This is a genomic window from Streptomyces stelliscabiei (assembly GCF_014873495.1).
GTDB classification, from domain to species: Bacteria; Actinomycetota; Actinomycetes; order Streptomycetales; family Streptomycetaceae; genus Streptomyces; species Streptomyces bottropensis.
In genome coordinates this window covers 2,922,569-2,943,242 of sequence record NZ_JADBGF010000001.1, presented here as the reverse complement: position 1 = coordinate 2,943,242, position 20,674 = coordinate 2,922,569, and the positions used below count along the sequence as shown (strand labels likewise).

General features: G+C 70.9%; 16 protein-coding genes. 12 read left to right on the top strand and 4 right to left on the bottom strand.

Going from position 1 to position 20,674, the window contains the following annotated elements:
* The first annotated feature begins 293 nt into the window (after nt 1-293).
* From H4687_RS12910 to H4687_RS12885, 6 genes are all read left to right on the top strand, one after another.
* Entirely contained in the window at nt 294-1,094 is an 801-nt protein-coding gene (locus H4687_RS12910; RefSeq protein WP_078531418.1) for a PspA/IM30 family protein, read from the top strand.
* A gap of 25 nt (nt 1,095-1,119) precedes the next feature.
* The gene (pspAA, locus tag H4687_RS12905; protein ID WP_005478354.1) at nt 1,120-1,398 is read left to right on the top strand and encodes a PspA-associated protein PspAA; all 279 of its coding nucleotides are present in this window, start codon (nt 1,120-1,122) and stop codon (nt 1,396-1,398) included.
* A 119-nt stretch (nt 1,399-1,517) separates the two neighbouring features.
* Complete coding sequence (locus H4687_RS12900) at nt 1,518-2,756, top strand: sensor histidine kinase (RefSeq protein ID WP_097251437.1); 1,239 nt, start codon at nt 1,518-1,520, stop codon at nt 2,754-2,756.
* A gap of 22 nt (nt 2,757-2,778) precedes the next feature.
* A complete protein-coding gene (locus H4687_RS12895) occupies nt 2,779-3,468 on the top strand; it encodes a response regulator (RefSeq protein ID WP_046914251.1) in 690 nt (229 codons plus the stop codon).
* 202 nt (nt 3,469-3,670) lie between these two features.
* On the top strand, nt 3,671-6,805 hold the full coding sequence (locus tag H4687_RS12890; RefSeq protein ID WP_046914250.1) for an efflux RND transporter permease subunit: 3,135 nt from the start codon (nt 3,671-3,673) through the stop codon (nt 6,803-6,805).
* 131 nt (nt 6,806-6,936) lie between these two features.
* A complete protein-coding gene (locus H4687_RS12885) occupies nt 6,937-9,189 on the top strand; it encodes a protein kinase domain-containing protein (protein ID WP_046914249.1) in 2,253 nt (750 codons plus the stop codon).
* Nucleotides 9,190-9,219: 30 nt separating this feature from the next.
* Here H4687_RS12885 and nadA read toward each other — a convergent pair whose 3' ends face one another.
* Nucleotides 9,220-10,404: a quinolinate synthase NadA gene (gene nadA, locus H4687_RS12880; RefSeq protein ID WP_005478348.1), complete on the bottom strand. Its 1,185-nt coding sequence runs from the start codon at nt 10,402-10,404 to the stop codon at nt 9,220-9,222.
* Nucleotides 10,405-10,755: 351 nt separating this feature from the next.
* Here nadA and H4687_RS12875 point away from each other — a divergent pair, with 351 nt between their 5' ends.
* Complete coding sequence (locus H4687_RS12875) at nt 10,756-11,112, top strand: HesB/IscA family protein (protein ID WP_005478347.1); 357 nt, start codon at nt 10,756-10,758, stop codon at nt 11,110-11,112.
* 122 nt (nt 11,113-11,234) lie between these two features.
* Here H4687_RS12875 and H4687_RS12870 read toward each other — a convergent pair whose 3' ends face one another.
* Complete coding sequence (locus H4687_RS12870; RefSeq protein ID WP_046914248.1) at nt 11,235-12,974, bottom strand: hypothetical protein; 1,740 nt, start codon at nt 12,972-12,974, stop codon at nt 11,235-11,237.
* Nucleotides 12,975-13,058: 84 nt separating this feature from the next.
* The gene (locus H4687_RS12865) at nt 13,059-13,271 is read right to left on the bottom strand and encodes a hypothetical protein (protein WP_046914247.1); all 213 of its coding nucleotides are present in this window, start codon (nt 13,269-13,271) and stop codon (nt 13,059-13,061) included.
* Nucleotides 13,272-13,405: 134 nt separating this feature from the next.
* On the opposite strand from H4687_RS12865, the gene H4687_RS12860 reads away from it, so the two are divergent.
* A complete protein-coding gene (locus tag H4687_RS12860; RefSeq protein WP_046914246.1) occupies nt 13,406-14,380 on the top strand; it encodes a carbohydrate kinase family protein in 975 nt (324 codons plus the stop codon).
* Between the two features lie 134 nt (nt 14,381-14,514).
* On the opposite strand, the gene H4687_RS12855 is transcribed toward H4687_RS12860, so the two are convergent.
* Nucleotides 14,515-15,897 carry a cysteine desulfurase/sulfurtransferase TusA family protein gene (locus H4687_RS12855; RefSeq protein ID WP_046914245.1) on the bottom strand — a complete coding sequence of 461 codons (1,383 nt, stop codon included), beginning with the start codon at nt 15,895-15,897 and terminating at the stop codon, nt 14,515-14,517.
* Nucleotides 15,898-16,178: 281 nt separating this feature from the next.
* Between H4687_RS12855 and ctaC the strand changes: the two genes are divergently transcribed.
* The 4 genes from ctaC to H4687_RS12835 all read left to right on the top strand — a co-directional run bounded on the left by ctaC (nt 16,179) and on the right by H4687_RS12835 (nt 20,661).
* A complete protein-coding gene (gene ctaC / locus H4687_RS12850; protein WP_020115275.1) occupies nt 16,179-17,138 on the top strand; it encodes an aa3-type cytochrome oxidase subunit II in 960 nt (319 codons plus the stop codon).
* The gene (gene ctaD / locus H4687_RS12845) at nt 17,135-18,874 is read left to right on the top strand and encodes an aa3-type cytochrome oxidase subunit I (RefSeq protein ID WP_046914244.1); all 1,740 of its coding nucleotides are present in this window, start codon (nt 17,135-17,137) and stop codon (nt 18,872-18,874) included. The genes ctaC and ctaD overlap by 4 nt, the downstream gene beginning before the upstream one ends.
* On the top strand, nt 18,871-19,269 hold the full coding sequence (locus H4687_RS12840; protein ID WP_046914243.1) for a cytochrome c oxidase subunit 4: 399 nt from the start codon (nt 18,871-18,873) through the stop codon (nt 19,267-19,269). The genes ctaD and H4687_RS12840 overlap by 4 nt, the downstream gene beginning before the upstream one ends.
* A gap of 144 nt (nt 19,270-19,413) precedes the next feature.
* Entirely contained in the window at nt 19,414-20,661 is a 1,248-nt protein-coding gene (locus tag H4687_RS12835; RefSeq protein WP_046914242.1) for a L,D-transpeptidase, read from the top strand.
* The last annotated feature ends 13 nt before the right edge of the window (nt 20,662-20,674 follow it).

The window sequence follows — 20,674 nt, the reverse complement described above, 5'->3', positions numbered from 1 at the left end:
TCCGTACTGGAGACAGAGGTGGGGCGACAGTGGCCGGGGCAGCCCGGGTACCGGAAAAGGGGGAGCGCGGTGACGGTTCGTCCGTAGGAGAGGCCCGGTGTTCCGCGGGACCGGTTCGTACGCGACCCCGGGGACCACCTACTCCCTACGCCGGAGCGGTGCCGTACACAGTCGTCCTTGGGGATGAGCGCATCCGTCCCCGAACAGTGCGGTAATAGAAGCAGGGCCCGTACTGTGGGTTCTGTCGCAGACCTGTGAGCTGGAGTTCCGTCAGAAGGGGGCGCGCGAAGCCCATGAGCGGTGTCATGAAGCGTATGGGGATGATCTTCCGCGCGAAGGCGAACAAGGCCCTTGACCGGGCCGAGGACCCGCGCGAAACCCTCGATTACTCGTACCAGAAGCAGCTGGAGCTGCTCCAGAAGGTGCGCCGTGGCGTGGCCGACGTGGCCACGTCCCGCAAGCGTCTGGAGCTCCAGCTCAACCAGCTCCAGTCCCAGTCCTCGAAACTGGAGGACCAGGGCCGCAAGGCGCTCGCGCTGGGCCGCGAGGACCTGGCCCGCGAGGCGCTCTCGCGCCGTGCCGCGCTCCAGCAGCAGGTGACGGACCTGGAGACCCAGCACTCCACGCTCCAGGGCGAGGAGGAGAAGCTCACCCTCGCCGCGCAGCGCCTGCAGGCCAAGGTCGACGCCTTCCGGACGAAGAAGGAGACGATCAAGGCCACGTACACCGCTGCCCAGGCCCAGACCCGGATCGGTGAGGCGTTCTCCGGCATCTCCGAGGAGATGGGCGACGTCGGTCTCGCCATACAGCGCGCCGAGGACAAGACGGCCCAGCTCCAGGCCCGCGCCGGCGCCATCGACGAGCTGCTCGCCTCCGGTGCCCTCGACGACCCGTCCGGCATGCACAAGGACGACATCCAGGCCGAGCTGGACCGCCTCTCCGGCGGTACGGACGTCGAGCTGGAGCTCCAGCGCATGAAGGCGGAGCTGGCGGGCGGCCCGTCCGCCCAGCAGCAGGCCATCGAGGGCGGCACGGGCCAGTCGGCCCCGCAGCAGCAGTCCCAGCGGCAGGACACTCCGCGTTTCGAGAAGTAGGCGTCTCGTCCCCGAGGAGGGCGACATGATCGTACGGATCATGGGGGAGGGGCAGGTGAGGCTGGACGACGCCCACCTCGCCGAGCTGAACAAACTGGACGACGTCCTCCTCGCGGAGATGGAGGTCGGCGACGGGCAGGGCTTCCGCCACACCCTCCACGCCCTCCTGGACAAGGTCCGCGAGCTGGGCGCCCCTCTCCCCGACGACTCCCTGGAGCCCTCGGAGCTGATTCTCCCGGCCCCGGACGCGACGCTGGAGGAGGTCCGGGAGATGCTCAGCGACGACGGTCTGATCCCGGGGTGACCTCGCGGACACGGGAGACCGGCCCACGGGGCCGACCGGGGGAGTGGGGCGGTACCGACCTCGCGGCCACCACCGCGGGGGCGCGACCGGCCCCCACGCACCCGCGCCCGACCACCTCGCTGTCTCTCGGCAAGCGCGTCAGGGCCTGGCTGACGGCGCACCCCACGGCCCTGGACGCGGCCCTCGCCGTCGGCGTCCTCGCCGCGATGGTGGCGGGCGCCTTCGTCGACCCCCACGCCGAGCACGGCGACAAGTGGGGCGCCCGTACCCCCGCCGCCCTGAGCCTCGCGCTCATGGTGCCGGCCGCCGCCGTCCTGATCGCCCGCCGTCGCGCCCCCCTGGTCGTGCTGGCCGCCACCTGCGCCCTCACCCTCGCCGAACTGGTGACCGGCGACCCGCGTGCCCCGGTCGCGATGTCCGCCGTCATCGCCCTGTACACCGTCGCCTCCACCACCGACCGCCCCACCACCTGGCGCGTGGGCCTGCTGACGATGACCGTGCTGACGGGCACGGCCATGCTCGCCGGTCCGCTGCCCTGGTACGACCAGGAGAACATCGGCATCTTCGCCTGGACCGGCATGGCCGCCGCGGCCGGCGACGCGGTGCGCAGCCGCCGCGACTTCGTGCACGCCATCCGGGAACGCGCCGAGCGGGCCGAGCGCACCCGCGAGGAGGAGGCCCGCCGCCGGGTCGCCGAGGAGCGCCTGCGGATCGCCCGCGACCTGCACGACGTCGTCGCCCACCACATCGCCCTGGTCAACGTGCAGGCCGGGGTCGCCGCGCACGTCATGGACAAGCGGCCCGACCAGGCCAAGGAGGCCCTCGCCCACGTCCGCGAGGCCAGCCGCTCCGCGCTCGGCGAACTGCGCGCCACGGTCGGTCTGCTCCGCCAGTCCGGCGACCCCGAGGCCCCCACCGAACCCGCCCCCGGCCTGGTGCGGCTCGACGAGCTCGTCGGCACCTTCCGCAGCGCGGGCCTCGCGGTCGAGGTGGTCCGCGCCGACGAGGGCGTGAGCCTCCCGGCCGCCGTGGACCTCGCCGCGTACCGCGTCATCCAGGAAGCCCTCACCAATGTGCACAAGCACGCGGGCGAGACGGCGAAGGCCGAGGTCAGCGTCGTACGCGTCGGCCCGAACGTGGAGATCACCGTCCTCGACGACGGCGCCGGGCAGACGAAGAAGGACGGCGAGGGCGAGGCGGCCGGCGGTGGCGGCCACGGACTCCTCGGCATGCGCGAACGGGCCACCGCGCTGGGCGGCACCCTCACCACCGGTCCCCGCTACGGCGGCGGCTTCCGCGTCCATGCGATCCTGCCGCTCACGACCCGCACGACCGCCGCGCAGGCGGCACGACCGTGACCAGCGCCCCGGGGGACCCCGTATGACGATCCGTGTCCTGCTCGCCGACGACCAGGCCCTGCTGCGCAGCGCCTTCCGGGTGCTCGTCGACTCGGAGCCGGACATGGAGGTCGTGGGGGAGGCGTCGGACGGGGCGGAGGCCGTGCGGCTGGCGAAGCGGGAGCGGGCGGACGTCGTGCTGATGGACATCCGGATGCCGGGCACGGACGGGCTGGCCGCCACCCGCCTGATCAGCGCCGATCCGACGCTCACCCAGGTCCGCGTCGTCATCCTCACCACCTTCGAGGTCGACGACTACGTCGTGCAGTCACTGCGCGCCGGTGCCTCCGGCTTCCTCGGCAAGGGCGCCGAACCGGAGGAACTGCTGAACGCGATCCGCCTCGCCGCCGGCGGCGAGGCCCTGCTGTCACCCACCGCCACCAAGGGCCTGATCGCCCGTTTCCTCGCCCAGCCGGACGACTCGGCCGACGGCGACGCAGGTGCCGCCGCCCGCTCGGAGCGCCTGGCCACCCTGACCGGCCGCGAGCGGGAGGTGCTCGTCCAGGTCGCTGGCGGGCTCTCCAACGACGAGATCGCCGAGCGGCTGGAGGTCAGCCCGCTGACCGTGAAGACGCACGTCAACCGGGGCATGGCCAAGCTCGGCGCCCGCGACCGGGCCCAACTGGTGGTCTTCGCGTACGAGTCGGGCCTGGTACGCCCAAGGGTGGACTGAGAGCGCCCGGGACTACTCCACCCGGAGTAGGCGGGGCATAAGGAAATGGCCCTGGGGAGCGAGGGAACAGGGGTCCCCCATGGCCCAGGGTATGAGGTGAGCGCTCACATCCGCTTCACAGGGGCGACACATGGGGGGATCCAGCCGCATGTGGCACGGGCGTTCGACCTCCGCTCACGCCACGGAAGAGAGACCCTGACCCATGTCCTGGCTGTCTCGGTTCAGCCTCGCACAACGGGCCCTCGTCGGTCTGATGTCGATCATCGCGCTCGTCTTCGGGGCGATCGCGATACCCCAGCTCAAGCAGCAGCTGCTGCCCACCATCGAACTGCCCATGGTGTCCGTGCTCGCGCCCTACCAGGGCGCGTCCCCGGACGTGGTCGAGAAGCAGGTCGTCGAGCCCATCGAGGACAGCCTCGAAGGTGTCGACGGCATCACGGGCGTCACCTCCACCGCCAGTGAGGGCAACGCCCTGATCATGGCGTCCTTCGACTACGGCCCCGGCACCGACCAGCTCGTCGCCGACGTCCAGCAGGCCGTCAACCGGGTCCGGGCGCAGCTCCCGGACGACGTGGACCCGCAGGTGATCGCGGGATCGACGGACGACATGCCGACCGTCGTCCTCGCCGTGGCCTCCGACCAGGACCAGCAGGCCCTGGCCGACCAGCTCGACCGGACCGTGGTTCCCACGCTGGAGGACATCGACGGCGTCGGCCAGGTCACCGTCGACGGCGTACGGGACCTCCAGGTCACCGTCACCCCCGACGAGGCGAAGCTGGCGAAGGCCGGCCTGAGCACGACGGCCCTCGGCCAGGCCCTCCAGGCCGGCGGCGTCACCGTCCCCGCGGGCTCCTTCGACGAGGACGGCGCCAACCGCACCGTCCAGGTCGGCGGCGGCTACACCTCGCTGGAGCAGATCGAGAACCTGATGGTGCGCGGCCAGGGCGCCAAGAAGCCCGTACGTCTCGCCGACGTCGCCGCCGTCAAGGAGGAGCAGGCCAGGGCCGACTCGATCACCCGTACCAACGGCGAGCCGAGCCTCGCGGTCATGGTCACCATGGACCGCAACGGCAGCGCGGTCGCCATCTCCGAGGCCGTCGAGGACAAGCTGGCGGACATGCGCCGGGACCTGGGCTCCGGAGCCACCGTGACCGTGGTCAGCGACCAGGGCCCGGCGGTCTCCAAGTCCATCGACGGACTGACCACCGAGGGTGCCCTCGGTCTGGTCTTCGCGGTCCTGGTCATCCTGGTCTTCCTGGCGTCGATCCGCTCGACCCTCGTCACCGCGGTGTCCATCCCGCTGTCGGTGGTCCTGGCGCTGATCGTCCTGTGGACCCGTGACCTGTCCCTCAACATGCTCACGCTCGGCGCGCTGACCATCGCCATCGGCCGGGTGGTCGACGACTCGATCGTCGTCCTGGAGAACATCAAGCGTCACCTCGGCTACGGCGAGGAGCGCGAGGAGGCCATCCTCAAGGCGGTCCGCGAGGTCGCCGGCGCGGTCACCTCCTCCACCCTGACGACCGTCGCGGTCTTCCTCCCGATCGGTCTCACCGGCGGCATGGTGGGCGAGCTGTTCGGCAGCTTCTCGCTCACCGTGACGGCGGCCCTGCTGGCCTCCCTCGTGGTCTCGCTGACCGTGGTCCCGGTGCTGTCGTACTGGTTCCTGCGACCCCCGAAGGGCACACCCGAGGACGCCGAGGAAGCGCGCCGGAAGGCCGAGGAGAAGGAGGCGAGGAGCCGCCTGCAGCGCTTCTACGTCCCCGTCCTGCGCTTCGCCACGCGCCGCCGGCTGACCAGTGTGGCCCTCGCGGCCGTCGTCCTGGTCGGCACGTTCGGCATGGCCCCGCTGCTGAAGACGAACTTCTTCGACCCGGGCGACCAGGAGGTCCTCAGTCTCAAGCAGGAGCTGAAGCCCGGCACCAGCCTCGCGGCGACCGACGAGCAGACCAGGAAGGTCGAGAAGCTGCTCGCCGGCACCGAGGGCGTCAAGGACTACCAGGTCACCATCGGCTCCTCCGGCTTCCTCGCCGCGTTCGGCGGTGGCACCGACTCCAACCAGGCCTCGTACAGCGTCATGCTGGACGACTCGGCCACGGCCGCGGACGTCCAGGACACGATCGAGAAGGGCCTCACCGGGCTCTCCGGGATCGGTACGACGACCGTCGCGGTCGGTGACGCCTTCGGCAGCCAGGACCTGAGCGTGGTCGTGAAGGCCGCCGACGCCGGCGTCCTGCGCAAGGCCGCCGAGCAGGTCCGTGACGCGGTCTCGACGATGGACAACGTCTCGGACGTCACCAGCGACCTCGCCCAGAGCGTGCCCCGGATCTCGGTCCGGGTCACCGACAGGGCGGCCGCGGCCGGCTTCGACGACCAGACCCTCGGCGCCGCCGTCTCCCAGGCCGTCCGCGGGACGACCAGCGGCCGGGCCATCCTCGACGACACCGAGCGGGACATCGTCATCAAGTCGGCGAAGCCCGCCGAGACCCTGAAGGAGCTGCGCGACCTGCGGCTCGGCGCGGTGAAGCTGCGCGACATCGCGGACGTCGAGCTGGTGGACGGCCCGGTCTCCATGACCCGGATCGACGGCCAGCGGGCCGCGACGATCACGGCGAAGCCCAAGGGCGACAACACCGGCGCGGTCAGCGCCGACCTCACCGCCAAGCTGGACGGCCTGAAGCTGCCCGAGGGCGCCACCGCCGACATCGGCGGCGTCTCCGAGGACCAGGACGAGGCCTTCGCCTCCCTCGGTCTCGCGATGCTCGCGGCGATCGCGATCGTCTTCATGCTGCTGGTGGCGACCTTCCGGTCCCTGGTCCAGCCGCTGATCCTGCTGGTCTCGATCCCGTTCGCGGCCACCGGGGCCATCGGTCTGCTGATCATCACCGGCACGCCCATGGGTGTCCCCGCGATGATCGGCATGCTGATGCTGATCGGCATCGTGGTGACGAACGCGATCGTGCTGATCGACCTGATCAACCAGTACCGCCGCCAGGGCTACAGCACGGTCGAGGCGGTCATCGAGGGCGGGCGTCACCGCCTCCGCCCGATCCTGATGACGGCACTGGCGACGATCTTCGCGCTGCTGCCCATGGCGCTCGGCATCACCGGCGAGGGCGGTTTCATCGCCCAGCCGCTGGCCGTGGTCGTCATCGGCGGCCTGATCACCTCGACGCTGCTGACGCTCCTGCTGGTCCCGACCCTCTACACGATGATCGAGATCCGCAAGGAGCGCCGGGCGAAGAAGAAGGCCCTGAAGCGGGCGGGCAAGGCGTCCGGGCCGACGAAGCCGGAGTCCGGCACGGAGGCGGAGAAGCCGGAGCCCGCCGGAGTCTGACACCTCGTGAGGCCCAGGGCGGCCGGGTCGCGGAACCATAGGGTCCGCGGCCCGGCCGCCGTGCGTCGTCCTTACGTATCCTGTGCCTCTGATTGCTGGTTGGGCTGCTTGTCGGGGGGAGGGACCAGGGCGTGCCGCTGCGCAGCGACGACCCCAGATCGGTCGGCGGGTACAAGGTGGTCGACCGGCTCGGCACCGGCGGCATGGGCGTCGTCTACCGGGCGAGATCCCGCTCCGGGCGCGAGGTCGCCGTGAAGGTGGTGCACGCCCAGTACGCGCAGGACTCCGTCTTCCGCAGCCGGTTCCGCCAGGAGATCGAGGCCGTCCGCAAGGTCAGCGGCGCCTTCACCGCGGCGGTCGTGGACGCCGACCCGGAGGCGGAGCGCCCCTGGATGGCGACCCAGTACGTGCCCGGCCGCTCGCTCGCCCAGCGGATCCGCGACCACGGCCCGCTCCGCGACACCGAACTGCGCCCCCTGGCCCTGGGGCTGGTGGAGGCGTTGCGGGAGATCCACCGGGCCGGCGTGGTGCACCGGGACCTGAAGCCGGCCAACGTGCTGATGGCGGACGACGGCCCCCGGGTCATCGACTTCGGCATCTCGCGCGCCGCGGACAACCTCTCCCTGACCGAGACCGGCCAGATGATCGGCACCCCGCCGTTCATGTCCCCGGAACAGCTCACCGACGCCCGTACCGCGGGCCCCGCCTCGGACGTGTTCTCGCTGGGGACGCTGCTGGTGTACGCCCTCACCGGGCGGGGACCCTTCGACGCGGACAGCCCCTATCTGACGGCCTACCGGGTGATGAACGACGAACCCGTGCTGGACGGGGTGGACCCGCGGCTGGGCACGGTACTGACGCGCTGTCTGGCCAAGACGGCCGCCGACCGGCCCGGACTCGACGAACTGGCGCGGGAGTTCGAGGCCGTCCTGCCGGAGCCGGAGCCGGGTGCCCTGCCGAGGGTCCCCCGGCGCGAGGAGGTCGCGGCCGCCGCCACCGAGATCCATCTGGAGACCGGCGCGGACCCGGCACCCACCCCGCATCCCGCCCGCCGCCGTCTCCGCCCCCTACTGGCCGCGACCGGCACCGTCGGCGTACTGGTCCTCGGACTGACCGCCTACCTGCTGGGGCCCGACCAGGCGCCCACCGGCGACGCGGCGACGCCCGCGCCGTCCCCGACCTCCCGCTGGACGCCGCCGCCCAGTGGCTGGAAACCCTGGCAGACGACGCTGTTCGCGACGGCGGCGGCGGGCGCACGGCGGTCGCTGCCCGCGAAGGACGGCGACAACGGCGGCGCTCCCTCCTGCCAGGCGCACGGGGACGACGTCTACTGCGGGGGCGCGGGAGTCCTCCCCGTCCGCCTCGACGGCCGGACCGGCAGGACGCTCTGGCGGGCGGCCATCGCGCGGGCGACCACCGTGCGGGACCGGTACTACGCCGGCATCCTCGGTGTCCGGGACGGCACGGTGCTCGTGCAGCAGACCGTCTTCAGCGGCGAACCCGTCGTGGACCCCATCGATCTCATCGCCCTCGACGCGGACACCGGCGAGCGGCTGTGGACCCGCCGGGTGGGCAGCACCGACATCGACTCGGCAGTGATCGGAGACCTCGTCCTCACCGCCGAACCCGACGGCAGGACGCTCACGGCCCGTTCACCGCGCACGGGCGCCGAGCGCTGGTCCCTGCCGTTGCCCGCCGGCCACCACTGCGTGTTCACCTCGGCCGGAGCGGGCACGTACGCGCACTGCCGCCCGGTGACCCGGGACGCCAAGGCGGCGAACACGGAGTCCCGGGTCCTGGTCGTGGACCGCGCCGACGGCTCGGCCAGAACCGTGAAGGTGCCGCTGGAGAGCGTCCTCCTCGGCGTGAAGCAGGGAGATCTGGTCCTGGTCGGGGAGGACACCGAGCACACCGACGGAGCCTCCGACAGCGACCCGGCGTACGACACGACCCTGCTCGTGGACCTGGAGACCGGGACCCGTGTGACGACGAAGCCGGGCCGGAACGGGCTGGGCCGGGCGGCCCTGGCGGGCGGCGTGCTGGTGTACACCCGGTCCGGCGGCCAGGTGACCGCCGTGTCACCGCACACGGGCGAGCTGCTGTGGCGGACCCGGACCAGTCTGGAACGGCCGGGCGCGCCCGCGTACGACGCCGCGACGAGCACCCTCTACCTGGTCAGCGACACCGGCAGGGTCGCGGCGCTCGACAGGGTCAAGGGCACCCTGCTGTGGGAGACGCTGCCCAGGACCACGCCGACCTGGTCCGTCCAGGGCACTCCCTGGGCGAGTCCCCAGGCGGGAGCGCTGGTCGTGGCCGTCGCCGACGGCACGGTCTTCTCCCTCGACCCCGCCCACCCCGACCGCGAACCCGCCGCGTCGGGGTGAGCACGTGTCCCGCCCGGTCCCCGGGAACGGTTACGGCAGCGCCAGCATCCGCTCCAGCGCCAGCTTCGCGAACGCCTCCGTCTCCTTGTCGACCTCGATGCGGTTGACCAGGTTGCCCTCGGCCAGCGACTCCAGGGTCCAGACCAGGTGCGGGAGGTCGATGCGGTTCATGGTCGAGCAGAAGCAGACCGTGCGGTCGAGGAAGACGATCTCCTTGCCCTCCGGCGCGAAACGGTTCGCCAGCCGCCGGACCAGGTTCAGCTCGGTGCCTATGGCCCACTTGGAACCGGCCGGAGCGGCCTCCAGCGCCTTGATGATGTACTCGGTCGACCCGACGTGGTCGGCCGCCGCCACGACCTCGTGCTTGCACTCGGGGTGGACGAGGACGTTGACGCCCGGGATCCGCTCCCGTACGTCGTTCACGGACTGCAGGCTGAAGCGGCCGTGCACCGAGCAGTGTCCCCGCCACAGGATCATCTTCGCGGCCCGCAGCTGCTCGACCGTGAGGCCGCCGTTCGGCTTGTGCGGGTTGTAGAGGACGCAGTCGTCGAGCGACATCCCCATGTCCCGCACGGCGGTGTTGCGCCCCAGGTGCTGGTCCGGCAGGAACAGCACCTTCTCACCCTGCTCGAAGGCCCAGTCCAGGGCCCGCTTCGCGTTCGAGGAGGTGCAGATCGTGCCGCCGTGCTTGCCGGTGAAGGCCTTGATGTCGGCCGAGGAGTTCATGTACGACACGGGCACGACCTGCTCGGCCACGCCCGCCTCGGTCAGCACGTCCCAGCACTCGGCGACCTGCTCGGCGGTGGCCATGTCGGCCATGGAGCATCCGGCGGCCAGGTCCGGAAGGACCACCTTCTGGTCGTCGCCGGTGAGGATGTCCGCCGACTCGGCCATGAAGTGCACACCGCAGAACACGATGTACTCGGCCTCGGGTCGCGCCGCCGCGTCCCGCGCCAGCTTGAAGGAGTCGCCCGTGACGTCCGCGAACTGGATGACCTCGTCGCGCTGGTAGTGGTGGCCCAGCACGAAGACCTTGTCCCCGAGCTTCTCCTTGGCGGCGCGGGCGCGCTCCACCAGGTCGGGGTCGGACGGGGAGGGGAGGTCGCCCGGGCACTCGACACCCCGCTCGCTCCGCGGGTCGGCCTCGCGGCCGAGCAGCAGCAGGGCGAGAGGCGTCGGCTGTACGTCGAGCTCCTGGGTCTGGGCGGTGGTCACGGCACGCACCCTTTCTGTTCTGCGGCTCGCCGCCCCCGGGGAGGGTCGGCGGGACATCCGGGCGATCCTTTTCGTCGAATTGACGCTATCTATCATAACCGCTTCACGTCAGTTTGACGATGGCCATAGTGTCCATGTGACATGAATCCCGGCGGCCCGCGCCGAACGGCCTGACTCGCCCCCGGCGCGTGGCGTTGTCCACAGCCCCCCGCGACCTCGTGTCCCTGCCGCGGGCCATGTGCGAGCATGAAGAGAGACGCGTGGCATATCCGCGCGACCCGGAATGAATCCGGGGCTCCGGCGGTTGCACCCGTCGGCAAGCAGTCTCCGTACAACCCGGGAGAGATGTAGATGTCCGTATCGGACGAGACCGGCACCGTCACCGACGGCATCATCGTGACCGACGCCGCCGCGGCCAAGGTCAAGGCCCTGCTCGACCAGGAAGGCCGTGACGATCTGGCGCTGCGCGTCGCCGTTCAGCCCGGCGGCTGCTCCGGCCTGCGGTACCAGCTCTTCTTCGACGAGCGCTCGCTCGACGGTGACGTCGTCAAGGACTTCGACGGCGTGAAGGTCATCACCGACCGCATGAGCGCCCCGTACCTGGGCGGCGCGACCATCGACTTCGTCGACACCATCGAGAAGCAGGGCTTCACCATCGACAACCCGAACGCGACGGGTTCCTGCGCCTGCGGCGACTCCTTCAGCTAGGGTCCCCGCCCGCGCGCGGCAGTGGTACGCGCACGGCGACGTTCAGGTACGACGAAGGCGGCGTCCCCTCCACGGGGACGCCGCCTTCCGTCATGCCGGGCCCGGTGCGCCCCCGGTGGCGCCTACCGCGGCTCCAGCTCCGCGATGCCGCCCTTCGGGATCGCCTCGCCGTCCGACCCGACCACCTTCCGGTCGCCGAGCGGCTCGTCGAGGCGCACCGTCCGCTCCATCGCCTTGGCGATCAGGATGCAGGCCCTGCCCTCCTGCGGAGTGTCGGTCACGGTGACCCGCACCTCGCCCGACTCCTCCCTCACCCCGGCCGCGTACGCGCTGCACACCCCGCCCCAGAAGGTCACGGTCAGCTCGTCACCGTCGACCGTCCAGCCCTGGATCCGCACATCGCGCGAGGACGCGCCGGTGGAGGGTGTGTCACCCGGCCCACCGGGCTTCTCGGTCGGCGCCGAGCGGGACTCGGGGCCGGCCAGGTACGCGGGATCGATCGCCGGGTGGGTCACCGTGTAGGTGTCCTCGGCCCCGGTCGGCCGTACCTCGAACAGCCAGGACGGCACCAGCGCCGGCCGCCCGTCCACCTGGTGCGAGGCCAGCCCGAACACCGCCTTCTCGACGGCGACCGCCTCCGGCTTCGGCGCCGTGGTCACCCGCTCGCACGGCGTCTCGCCCGACGCGGCCGTCCCGCTCCCGACGACCGCCCCGTCCTCCCCCTCCAGCGGTACGGGACCGGTGCAGCCGCCGATGCCGCCGCGCTCGGTGCCGGCGCCTTCGGGGCCGATGCCCTGCCCGGAGCGGTTCAGCAGCTCCAGCGCCCGGTCCGCGTCCACAACGGGGTACGTGTCGCTCCTGACCGGCGACTTCAGGTTGCCGCTGCCGCCGAGCACCTGGCCGTCCGCGCCGATGCGGATGCCGGTCGCCCAGCCGTATGTGGGCAGCCCGCCCACCTCGGGGTCCGCGTTCACCACCCGTACGGCGCCCATGAGCTGGGTGGCGTCGAGCTTGGCGTCGTCCTGGCCGACGGCCTTGAGGACGGGCGCCGCGGTCTTCCGGGCCACCGCCTCGCTCACCGGGTCGCCGGCGCCGGCCGTGCCGCCGGACGCGCAGACGGTCACCTTCTCGCAGTCGTCCGTGCCCGGCGTGTACCGGTCGAACGTCCAGGCCCCCGGCGCCTGCCGGCCCACCCGCAGCACCGGCTCCGAACCGTCCCCGGCCGCCCCCACCCGCCAGCCCTCACCCTCGGCCGTCGGCTTGCCCGTCACCCCGAGCGCCTCGGCGAGCCGCGCCACCTCGGCGGCCGTCACCTCGCCCTTCGGCGCGTACACCGGAGCCGAGCCGGGGCCCTCGGGCAGGTCGTCACCGGCGCGGTAGGTCACCCCGTAGGGGTTCGGTTCACCGGGCGCGATGCCGTTCGAACCGCCGCCGGAGTATCCGTCGAGCGCGAGCGGCGGGGGAGTGCCGTCGCCGCCGGGCGCACCGGAACCCTTGCCGTCGCCCCCGGACCCGTCGGAAGCGGTGCTGGCGAGGAGCGCCCCACCACCCCCGACCAGCAGCACCGCGGCGGCCACGGACGCGACGATCACCCGGGAGCGCCGCCGGCCCGACCGCTCGGCACCGCCGCCCACGACCTCGGCGCTCGCAGCATCAGCATCCGAAGACTCGTCAGCATCCGTAGACGCATCCGCATCCGTGGAATCGGTCGCTCGCGCGGGCTCATCGGCCCGGTCGGCCGCCTCTGCGCCGTCCGCCTCCGCCTCGGTGGCGTCATCCCCGGCAGCCCCGAGCTCCTCGGCGGCGTCGGGCTCGGGGCCCTCGTCCGGGTTCTCGGGGTTGTCGGGTCGCTCGGAGTTCACCGCATCGCTCCTTCGGCAGGTCGTACACCACATCCCCTCTACGGGGGACAGCGATGGGACGCGGCGCGGGAGCCTGCGGTTCCCTCAGTAGCCGTACTCCGGCATCGCGTCCACCAGCCGGGCGGACGCGACGGGCACCGTGACCCCGTGAATGAGCGAAGGGGAGACCGGAGCCGTAATGACCTTCGCGGGGGCCGCCCAGTGCGGAGCCATCCGGGCGCAGTCACCGCGCAGCGCCGCGAGGCTGCCGCCGTCCGGGTCGAACGGGACGGAGCCGTGGATCTTGAGGTTCGTCATACCGGCACCGTACGCACCGCGAACCCGCGAAGAAAGACCTACTATCGGGTAGTTTCGCCTGCTTCAGAGCAGGTGAGGGACCCGGTAGCGTGAACTGTCAATCCCCTCTCCCTTCGCAGGAGTGTGTCCTCGCCGTGCGTATCGCAGTCTCCGGCTCCATCGCCACCGACCATCTGATGACCTTCCCGGGCCGCTTCGCCGACCAACTCGTCGCGGACCAGCTGCACACGGTCTCCCTCTCCTTCCTCGTCGACCAGCTCGACGTACGCCGGGGCGGTGTCGGCGCGAACATCGCGTTCGGCATGGGACAGCTCGGCACGCGCCCGATCCTGGTCGGCGCGGCGGGCTCCGACTTCGACGAGTACCGCGCATGGCTCGACCGGCACGGGGTGGACACCGCCTCCGTGCGCATCTCCGAGACGCTGCACACGGCCCGCTTCGTGTGCACCACGGACGCCGACCACAACCAGATCGGGTCCTTCTACACCGGCGCGATGAGCGAGGCCCGCCTCATCGAGCTGAAGACCGTCGCCGACCGCGTCGGCGGCCTCGACCTCGTCCTGATCGGCGCGGACGACCCGGAGGGGATGCTCCGCCACACGGAGGAGTGCCGCACCCGGGGCATCCCGTTCGCCGCCGACTTCTCGCAGCAGATCGCCCGTATGGACGGCGACGAGATCCGGATACTGCTGGACGGCGCCACCTACCTCTTCTCCAACGAGTACGAGAAGGGCCTCATCGAGTCCAAGACCGGCTGGTCGGACGCGGAGATCCTCGCCAAGGTCGGCCACCGGGTGACCACGCTCGGCGCGCGCGGCGTCCGCGTCGAGCGGGCCGGCGAGGACCCCATCGAGGTCCGCTGCCCCGAGGAGGAGCGCAAGGCCGAGCCCACGGGTGTCGGCGACGCCTTCCGGGCGGGCTTCCTCTCCGGGCTGGCCTGGGGTGTCTCGCTGGAGCGGGCGGCGCAGGTCGGGTGCATGCTCGCCACCCTCGTGATCGAGACGGTGGGGACGCAGGAGTACCAGCTGCGCCGGGCGCACTTCATGGACCGGTTCGAGAAGGCCTACGGGGACGAGGCGGCGGCGGAAGTGAAGAAGCACCTGGGCTGAGGGGGCCGGGGCGACCACCGGACTGCCGGGTCGGTTGCGCGTTGTCGGCCGCGGACGCGATGTGGCTGGTCGCGCAGTTCCCCGCGCCCTGAGGAGAGGCCTTCGGCCTCACCTTCACGGGCGCGGGGCCCCCGTCAGCTCACCCGGCGCACCACGTACGCCGAACCCCGCTCCGCCGGCTCTTCCCCCACGTACTCCTGGCCCCGCATCTCGCACCACGCCGGGATGTCCAGGCGAGCCGCCTCGTCGTCCGAGAGGACACGGACGGTGCCGCCGACCGGGACGTCGCCGATCACCTTGGCCAGCTCGATGACGGGGATCGGGCACCGCTTGCCGAGCGCGTCCACGACGAGGGCGTCCTCCCGCACGGCCGTCACAGCGGTGCTCACCGGCGCCCCCAGCTTCTCCCGTACCGCCGCGACCGCCCCCGGCAGCACGGACAGGAACCGCTCGACGTCCTCGGCCGCCGCCCCCGCCGGCAGGGAGACCCGCACGTTCCCCTCGCTCAGCACCCCCATGGCCCGCAGCACATGGCTGGGCGTCAGCGTGCTGCTCGTACAGGAGGAGCCCGAGGAGACGGAGAAGCCCTCGCGGTCCAGCTCGTGGAGCAAAGTCTCCCCGTCGACATAGAGACACGAGAAGGTGACCACCCCCGGCAGCCGGCGCTCCGGATCGCCCACCACCTCCACATCGGGCACCAGCGACGGCACCCGCGCCCGGATCCGCTCCGTCAACTCCCGCAGCCGCAACGCCTCCGCGTCCGCCTCCGCCCGCACGGCCCGCAGCGAGGCGGCGGCCGCCACGATCGCCGGGATGTTCTCGAACCCGGCGGCCCGCCCCGACTCCCGCTCGTCGGCGGGCCCTTGCGCAGCGAAGCGCACCCCCTTGCGCACGGCCAGGAGGCCGACCCCGGACGGGCCGCCCCATTTGTGCGCGCTGGCGGTCAACACCGACCAGTCACCGTTCACCCGCCCCCACCCGAGCGACTGCGCCGCGTCCACCAGCAACGGCACGCCCGCCGCCCGGCACGCCCGCGCGACCTCCGCCACCGGCTGCTCGGTCCCCACCTCGTGGTTGGCCGACTGCAGACACGCCAGCGCCGTGTCGGGGCGCAGGGCCTCGGCGTAGGAGGACGCGGCGACCGACCCCGTACGGGCCACCGCCACCCGGGTGACCGATCCGCCGTCGGCCTCGTGCGTCTGCGCCGCGTGCAGCACCGAAGAGTGTTCGACGGACGACACGATCAGGTGGCGCCCCACCCGCCGCCGCCCGGCCAGCACTCCCGCGATCCCGGAGTGCACCGCCCGGGTCCCCGACGAGGTGAAGACCAGTTCGTCCGCCCGGCATCCGACCGCCTCGGCGGCGGCCTCCCGGGCCGCGTCCAACAGCAGGCGTGCCCGCCGCCCCTCCCGGTACAACCGCGCGGGATCGGCCCACCCTTCGTCCAGCGAGGCCGTCAGCGCCTGCCGCGCGACGGGATGAAGGGGAGCGGAGGAAGCGGAGTCGAAGTAGGCCACAGGCCAACGCTAAAGCCTCGGGCCGAGGACACGGGGGCGTGGGGAACTGCGCGAACAGCCACAACGCGCGCGCACCCGCCAAATCACCCGAAGCCCCGAGCTATTAGGCGCTCGGCATGACCCGCGGAGTGTTGGGCCCCCCTCCCCGCGCGACCCCAAAACGCGTCCAGTAGGGTTTGGTCCGCATAAACATCCAAACCCCTGCCCGTCGCAGGGCGGCGACCGACCAGCGAGAAGGCCGCAGCCATACCGCGCGGGCGAGACTCTCGGGAAGGCGCTACGTGAGTCCCAACGGCTCCGACCGCTCGCCGCGGCGCCCGATGCGGCGGAAGCTGCTGCAGGCAATGACCGCAGGCCTGGTCCTGGCGACCGCCACCGGTTGCACATGGGAGGACTTCCCCCGCCTGGGTATGCCCACCCCGACCACGGAAGAGGCTCCGCGGATCCTCTCCCTGTGGCAGGGGTCGTGGGCGGCCGCGCTCGCCACGGGCGTGCTGGTGTGGGGCCTGATCCTGTGGAGTGCTTTCTTCCACCGGCGCAGCCGCACCAAGGTCGAAGTTCCCCCACAGACCCGGTACAACATGCCCATCGAGGCGCTGTACACGGTCGTCCCGCTGATCATCGTCTCGGTGCTCTTCTACTTCACCGCCCGCGACGAGTCGAAGCTCCTCGACACGTCGAAGAAGCCCGACCTCACGGTCAACGTGGTGGGCTTCCAGTGGAGCTGGTGCTTCAACTACATCGAGAACGTCGAAGGCTCCACCGGCGACGCGGCCACCGACGAGAACCTGGCCGCGATCCCGGACCGGTACAAGAAGGACTTCCCGGCGAACGCCGGCGGCGTCTACACCTGCGGCATTCCTGGCGACAAGAACCCGCAGACCGGCAACCCGGGCCCGACGCTCTGGCTCCCGGAGGGCAAGACGGTCCGCTTCGTCCTGACCTCGCGTGACGTCATCCACTCCTTCTGGGTGGTGCCGTTCCTCATGAAGCAGGACGTCATCCCGGGCCACACCAACGCCTTCCAGGTGACCCCCAACCAGGAGGGAACCTTCCTGGGCAAGTGCGCCGAACTGTGCGGCGTGGACCACTCGCGGATGCTCTTCAACGTGAAGGTCGTCTCCCAGGAGCGCTACGAGGAGCACCTCAAGTCGCTCGTGGAGAAGGGGCAGACCGGTTACGTCCCGGCCGGCATCGAGCAGACGAAGCACGAGAAGAACCGGGAGACGAACGTACTGTGAGCATCCTCAACGAACCTCAGGGTGCCGAGACGGCGGGTTCCCACTACGAGGACGAGCTGCCGGTCCGGCGCCAGCGGCGTGGTGAGATCATCGTCAAGTGGCTGACGACCACCGACCACAAGACGATCGGCACGCTGTACCTGGTCACGTCGTTCGCGTTCTTCTGCATCGGCGGCGTCATGGCGCTCCTCATGCGCGCCGAACTCGCCCGCCCGGGCACGCAGATCATGTCGAACGAGCAGTTCAACCAGGCGTTCACGATGCACGGCACGATCATGCTGCTGATGTTCGCGACGCCGCTGTTCGCCGGTTTCACCAACTGGATCATGCCGCTGCAGATCGGCGCGCCCGACGTGGCGTTCCCGCGGCTGAACATGTTCGCGTACTGGCTGTACCTCTTCGGCTCGCTCATCGCGGTCGGTGGCTTCCTCACCCCGCAGGGCGCGGCCGACTTCGGCTGGTTCGCCTACAGCCCGCTGTCGGACGCGGTCCGCAGCCCGGGCATCGGCGCCGACATGTGGATCATGGGTCTGGCCTTCTCCGGCTTCGGCACCATCCTCGGCGCGGTCAACTTCATCACCACGATCATCTGCATGCGCGCACCCGGCATGACCATGTTCCGCATGCCGATCTTCGTGTGGAACGTGCTGCTGACCGCTGTCCTGGTCCTGCTCGCCTTCCCGGTCCTCGCGGCCGCGCTGTTCGCCCTGGAGGCGGACCGCAAGTTCGGTGCGCACGTCTTCGACGCCGCCAACGGCGGCGCGTTGCTCTGGCAACACCTCTTCTGGTTCTTCGGCCATCCAGAGGTGTACATCATCGCCCTGCCGTTCTTCGGCATCATCTCCGAGGTCATCCCGGTCTTCTCCCGTAAGCCGATGTTCGGCTACATGGGTCTGATCGGAGCGACGATCGCGATCGCCGGCCTCTCCGTGACGGTGTGGGCGCACCACATGTACGTCACGGGCGGCGTACTCCTCCCGTTCTTCTCCTTCATGACGTTCCTCATCGCCGTACCGACAGGCGTGAAGTTCTTCAACTGGATCGGAACGATGTGGAAGGGCTCGCTGTCCTTCGAGACACCGATGCTCTGGGCCACCGGCTTCCTGATCACCTTCACCTTCGGTGGTCTGACCGGTGTCATCCTGGCCTCGCCGCCGATGGACTTCCACGTCTCGGACTCGTACTTCGTGGTGGCGCACTTCCACTACGTGGTGTTCGGCACCGTCGTCTTCGCGATGTTCTCCGGCTTCCACTTCTGGTGGCCGAAGATGACGGGCAAGATGCTCGACGAGCGCCTCGGCAAGATCACCTTCTGGACGCTGTTCATCGGCTTCCACGGCACGTTCCTCGTCCAGCACTGGCTGGGCGCGGAGGGCATGCCGCGTCGTTACGCGGACTACCTCGCGGCCGACGGGTTCACCGCGCTGAACACGATCTCCACGATCGCCTCGTTCGTCCTCGGTCTGTCGATCCTGCCGTTCCTCTACAACGTGTGGAAGACGGCCAAGTACGGCAAGAAGGTCGAGGTCGACGACCCGTGGGGCTACGGTCGCTCGCTGGAGTGGGCGACCTCCTGCCCGCCGCCGCGGCACAACTTCCTCACCCTGCCGCGGATCCGCAGTGAATCCCCGGCGTTCGACCTGCACCACCCGGAGATCGCCGCGCTCGAACAGCTCGCGCACGGCGGCCCGGCGGCGGACGAGCTCGCGGCCAGCGGCAAGGAGGCCGGCAAGTGAAGGTCCAAGGCAAGATGTTCATCTGGCTGGCAGTCTTCGTGCTGGCCATGGCGATCGTCTACGGCGTGTGGTCGAAGGAGCCGGCCGGTACCACGGCACTGTTCCTGGCCTTCGGTCTGTGCATCATGGTCGGCTACTACCTGGCCTTCACGGCCCGGCGGGTCGACGTGGGCGCGCAGGACAACAAGGAGGCCGACGTCGCGGACGACGCCGGTGAGCTGGGCTTCTTCAGCCCGCACAGCTGGCAGCCCCTCGCCCTCGGCATCGGTGGCGCGCTCGCCTTCATGGGCGTCGTCTTCGGCTGGTGGCTGCTGTACTTCTCCACCCCGATCATCCTGATCGGACTCTGGGGCTGGGTCTTCGAGTACTACCGGGGCGAGAACCAGAACCAGTGACACCGCGCCCGTAACACGCGCAGAGCGGACGGAAGCCCGGACACTCCGACAGGAGGTCCGGGCTTCCCCCTTTTGCCACACCGTCCGTAGCTCGGTCGGGTCACCCGGCGCGCCACGCTTGACGGGCGTTCCTACGGTGAACTCATGAGCACATCACCCCGTAACCGCACGGTCGCCGGCTGCATCCTGTTGGTGGTCTCCCTGGGAGCGGGCGTCACCGCCTGCGGTTCCGGTGGCCACCCGCTCTCGGGCAAGCCGTACGACGCCGCCGACCAGGTCTCCTTCAACACGCCGACCGGGGAGGGCGAGAAGGCCGACCCCGACAAGCCGCTGGAGGTCACCGCCGAGGACGACGGCCGCATCACCGACGTCACCGCCGTGGACGCCGCAGGACGCTATGTGGCGGGCGAACTCTCCGAGGACGGAGGCCGCTGGCACTCCACCTCACCGCTGGCCGCCAACGCCCGCTACACGGTCCGGGTGAGCACCGAGGACGAGGACGGCGCCCCCGGCCGCGAGACCCTCGCCTTCGACACCGGCCGCCCCCTCACCAAGAAGCGCCTGAACGTCACCTTCGGGCCGAAGGAGGGCCGGTACGGCGTCGGTCAGCCCGTCACCGCAGAGCTGAGCCGCCCGGTCAAGGACAAGGCCGCCAGGGCCGTCGTCGAACGCGCGCTGAAGGTGGACTCCACCCCCGCCGCCGAGGGCGCCTGGCACTGGGTGGACGACAAGAAGCTCCACTACCGCCCGAAGGAGTTCTGGCCCGCCGAGGCCACCATCCGGGTGCACAGCAACCTGGAGGGCCTCAAGGTCGGCGACCGGCTCTGGGGCGGGAAGGCCGAGCCCATCGAGCTGACGACCGGCGCCAAGATAGTCGCCGTCACCGACGCCTCCTCGCACCAGATGACGGTCTACAAGAACGACCAGGTCATCAAGGAGATACCGGTGACCACCGGCAGGCCCGGCTACGACACCCGCAACGGCGTCAAGGTCGTCCTGGCCAAGGAAGGTACCGTTCGCATGACCAGCGCCAGCATAGGCGCGTCCGACTTCTACGACCTGACCGTGCACCACTCCGTCAGGGTCACCGACAGCGGCGAGTACGTCCACGCGGCCCCCTGGTCGACCGGCTCCCAGGGATACGCCAACGTCAGCCACGGCTGCACCGGCATGAGCATGGGCAACGCCGAGTGGTTCTACGACACCATCAACGAGGGCGACATCGTCGAGGTCGTCAACTCGGCCGGCGACACCATGGCCCCCTTCGGCAACGGCTACGGCGACTGGAACCTCGACTGGAAGAACTGGCGCGAGGGCAGCGCCCTGGTCGGCGGCACCGCGGAAACGCCCTCCGCCCAGGTGCAGGCCCGCCTGAGACCGGAGTCGGTGTAGGGGCGGGCCCGCG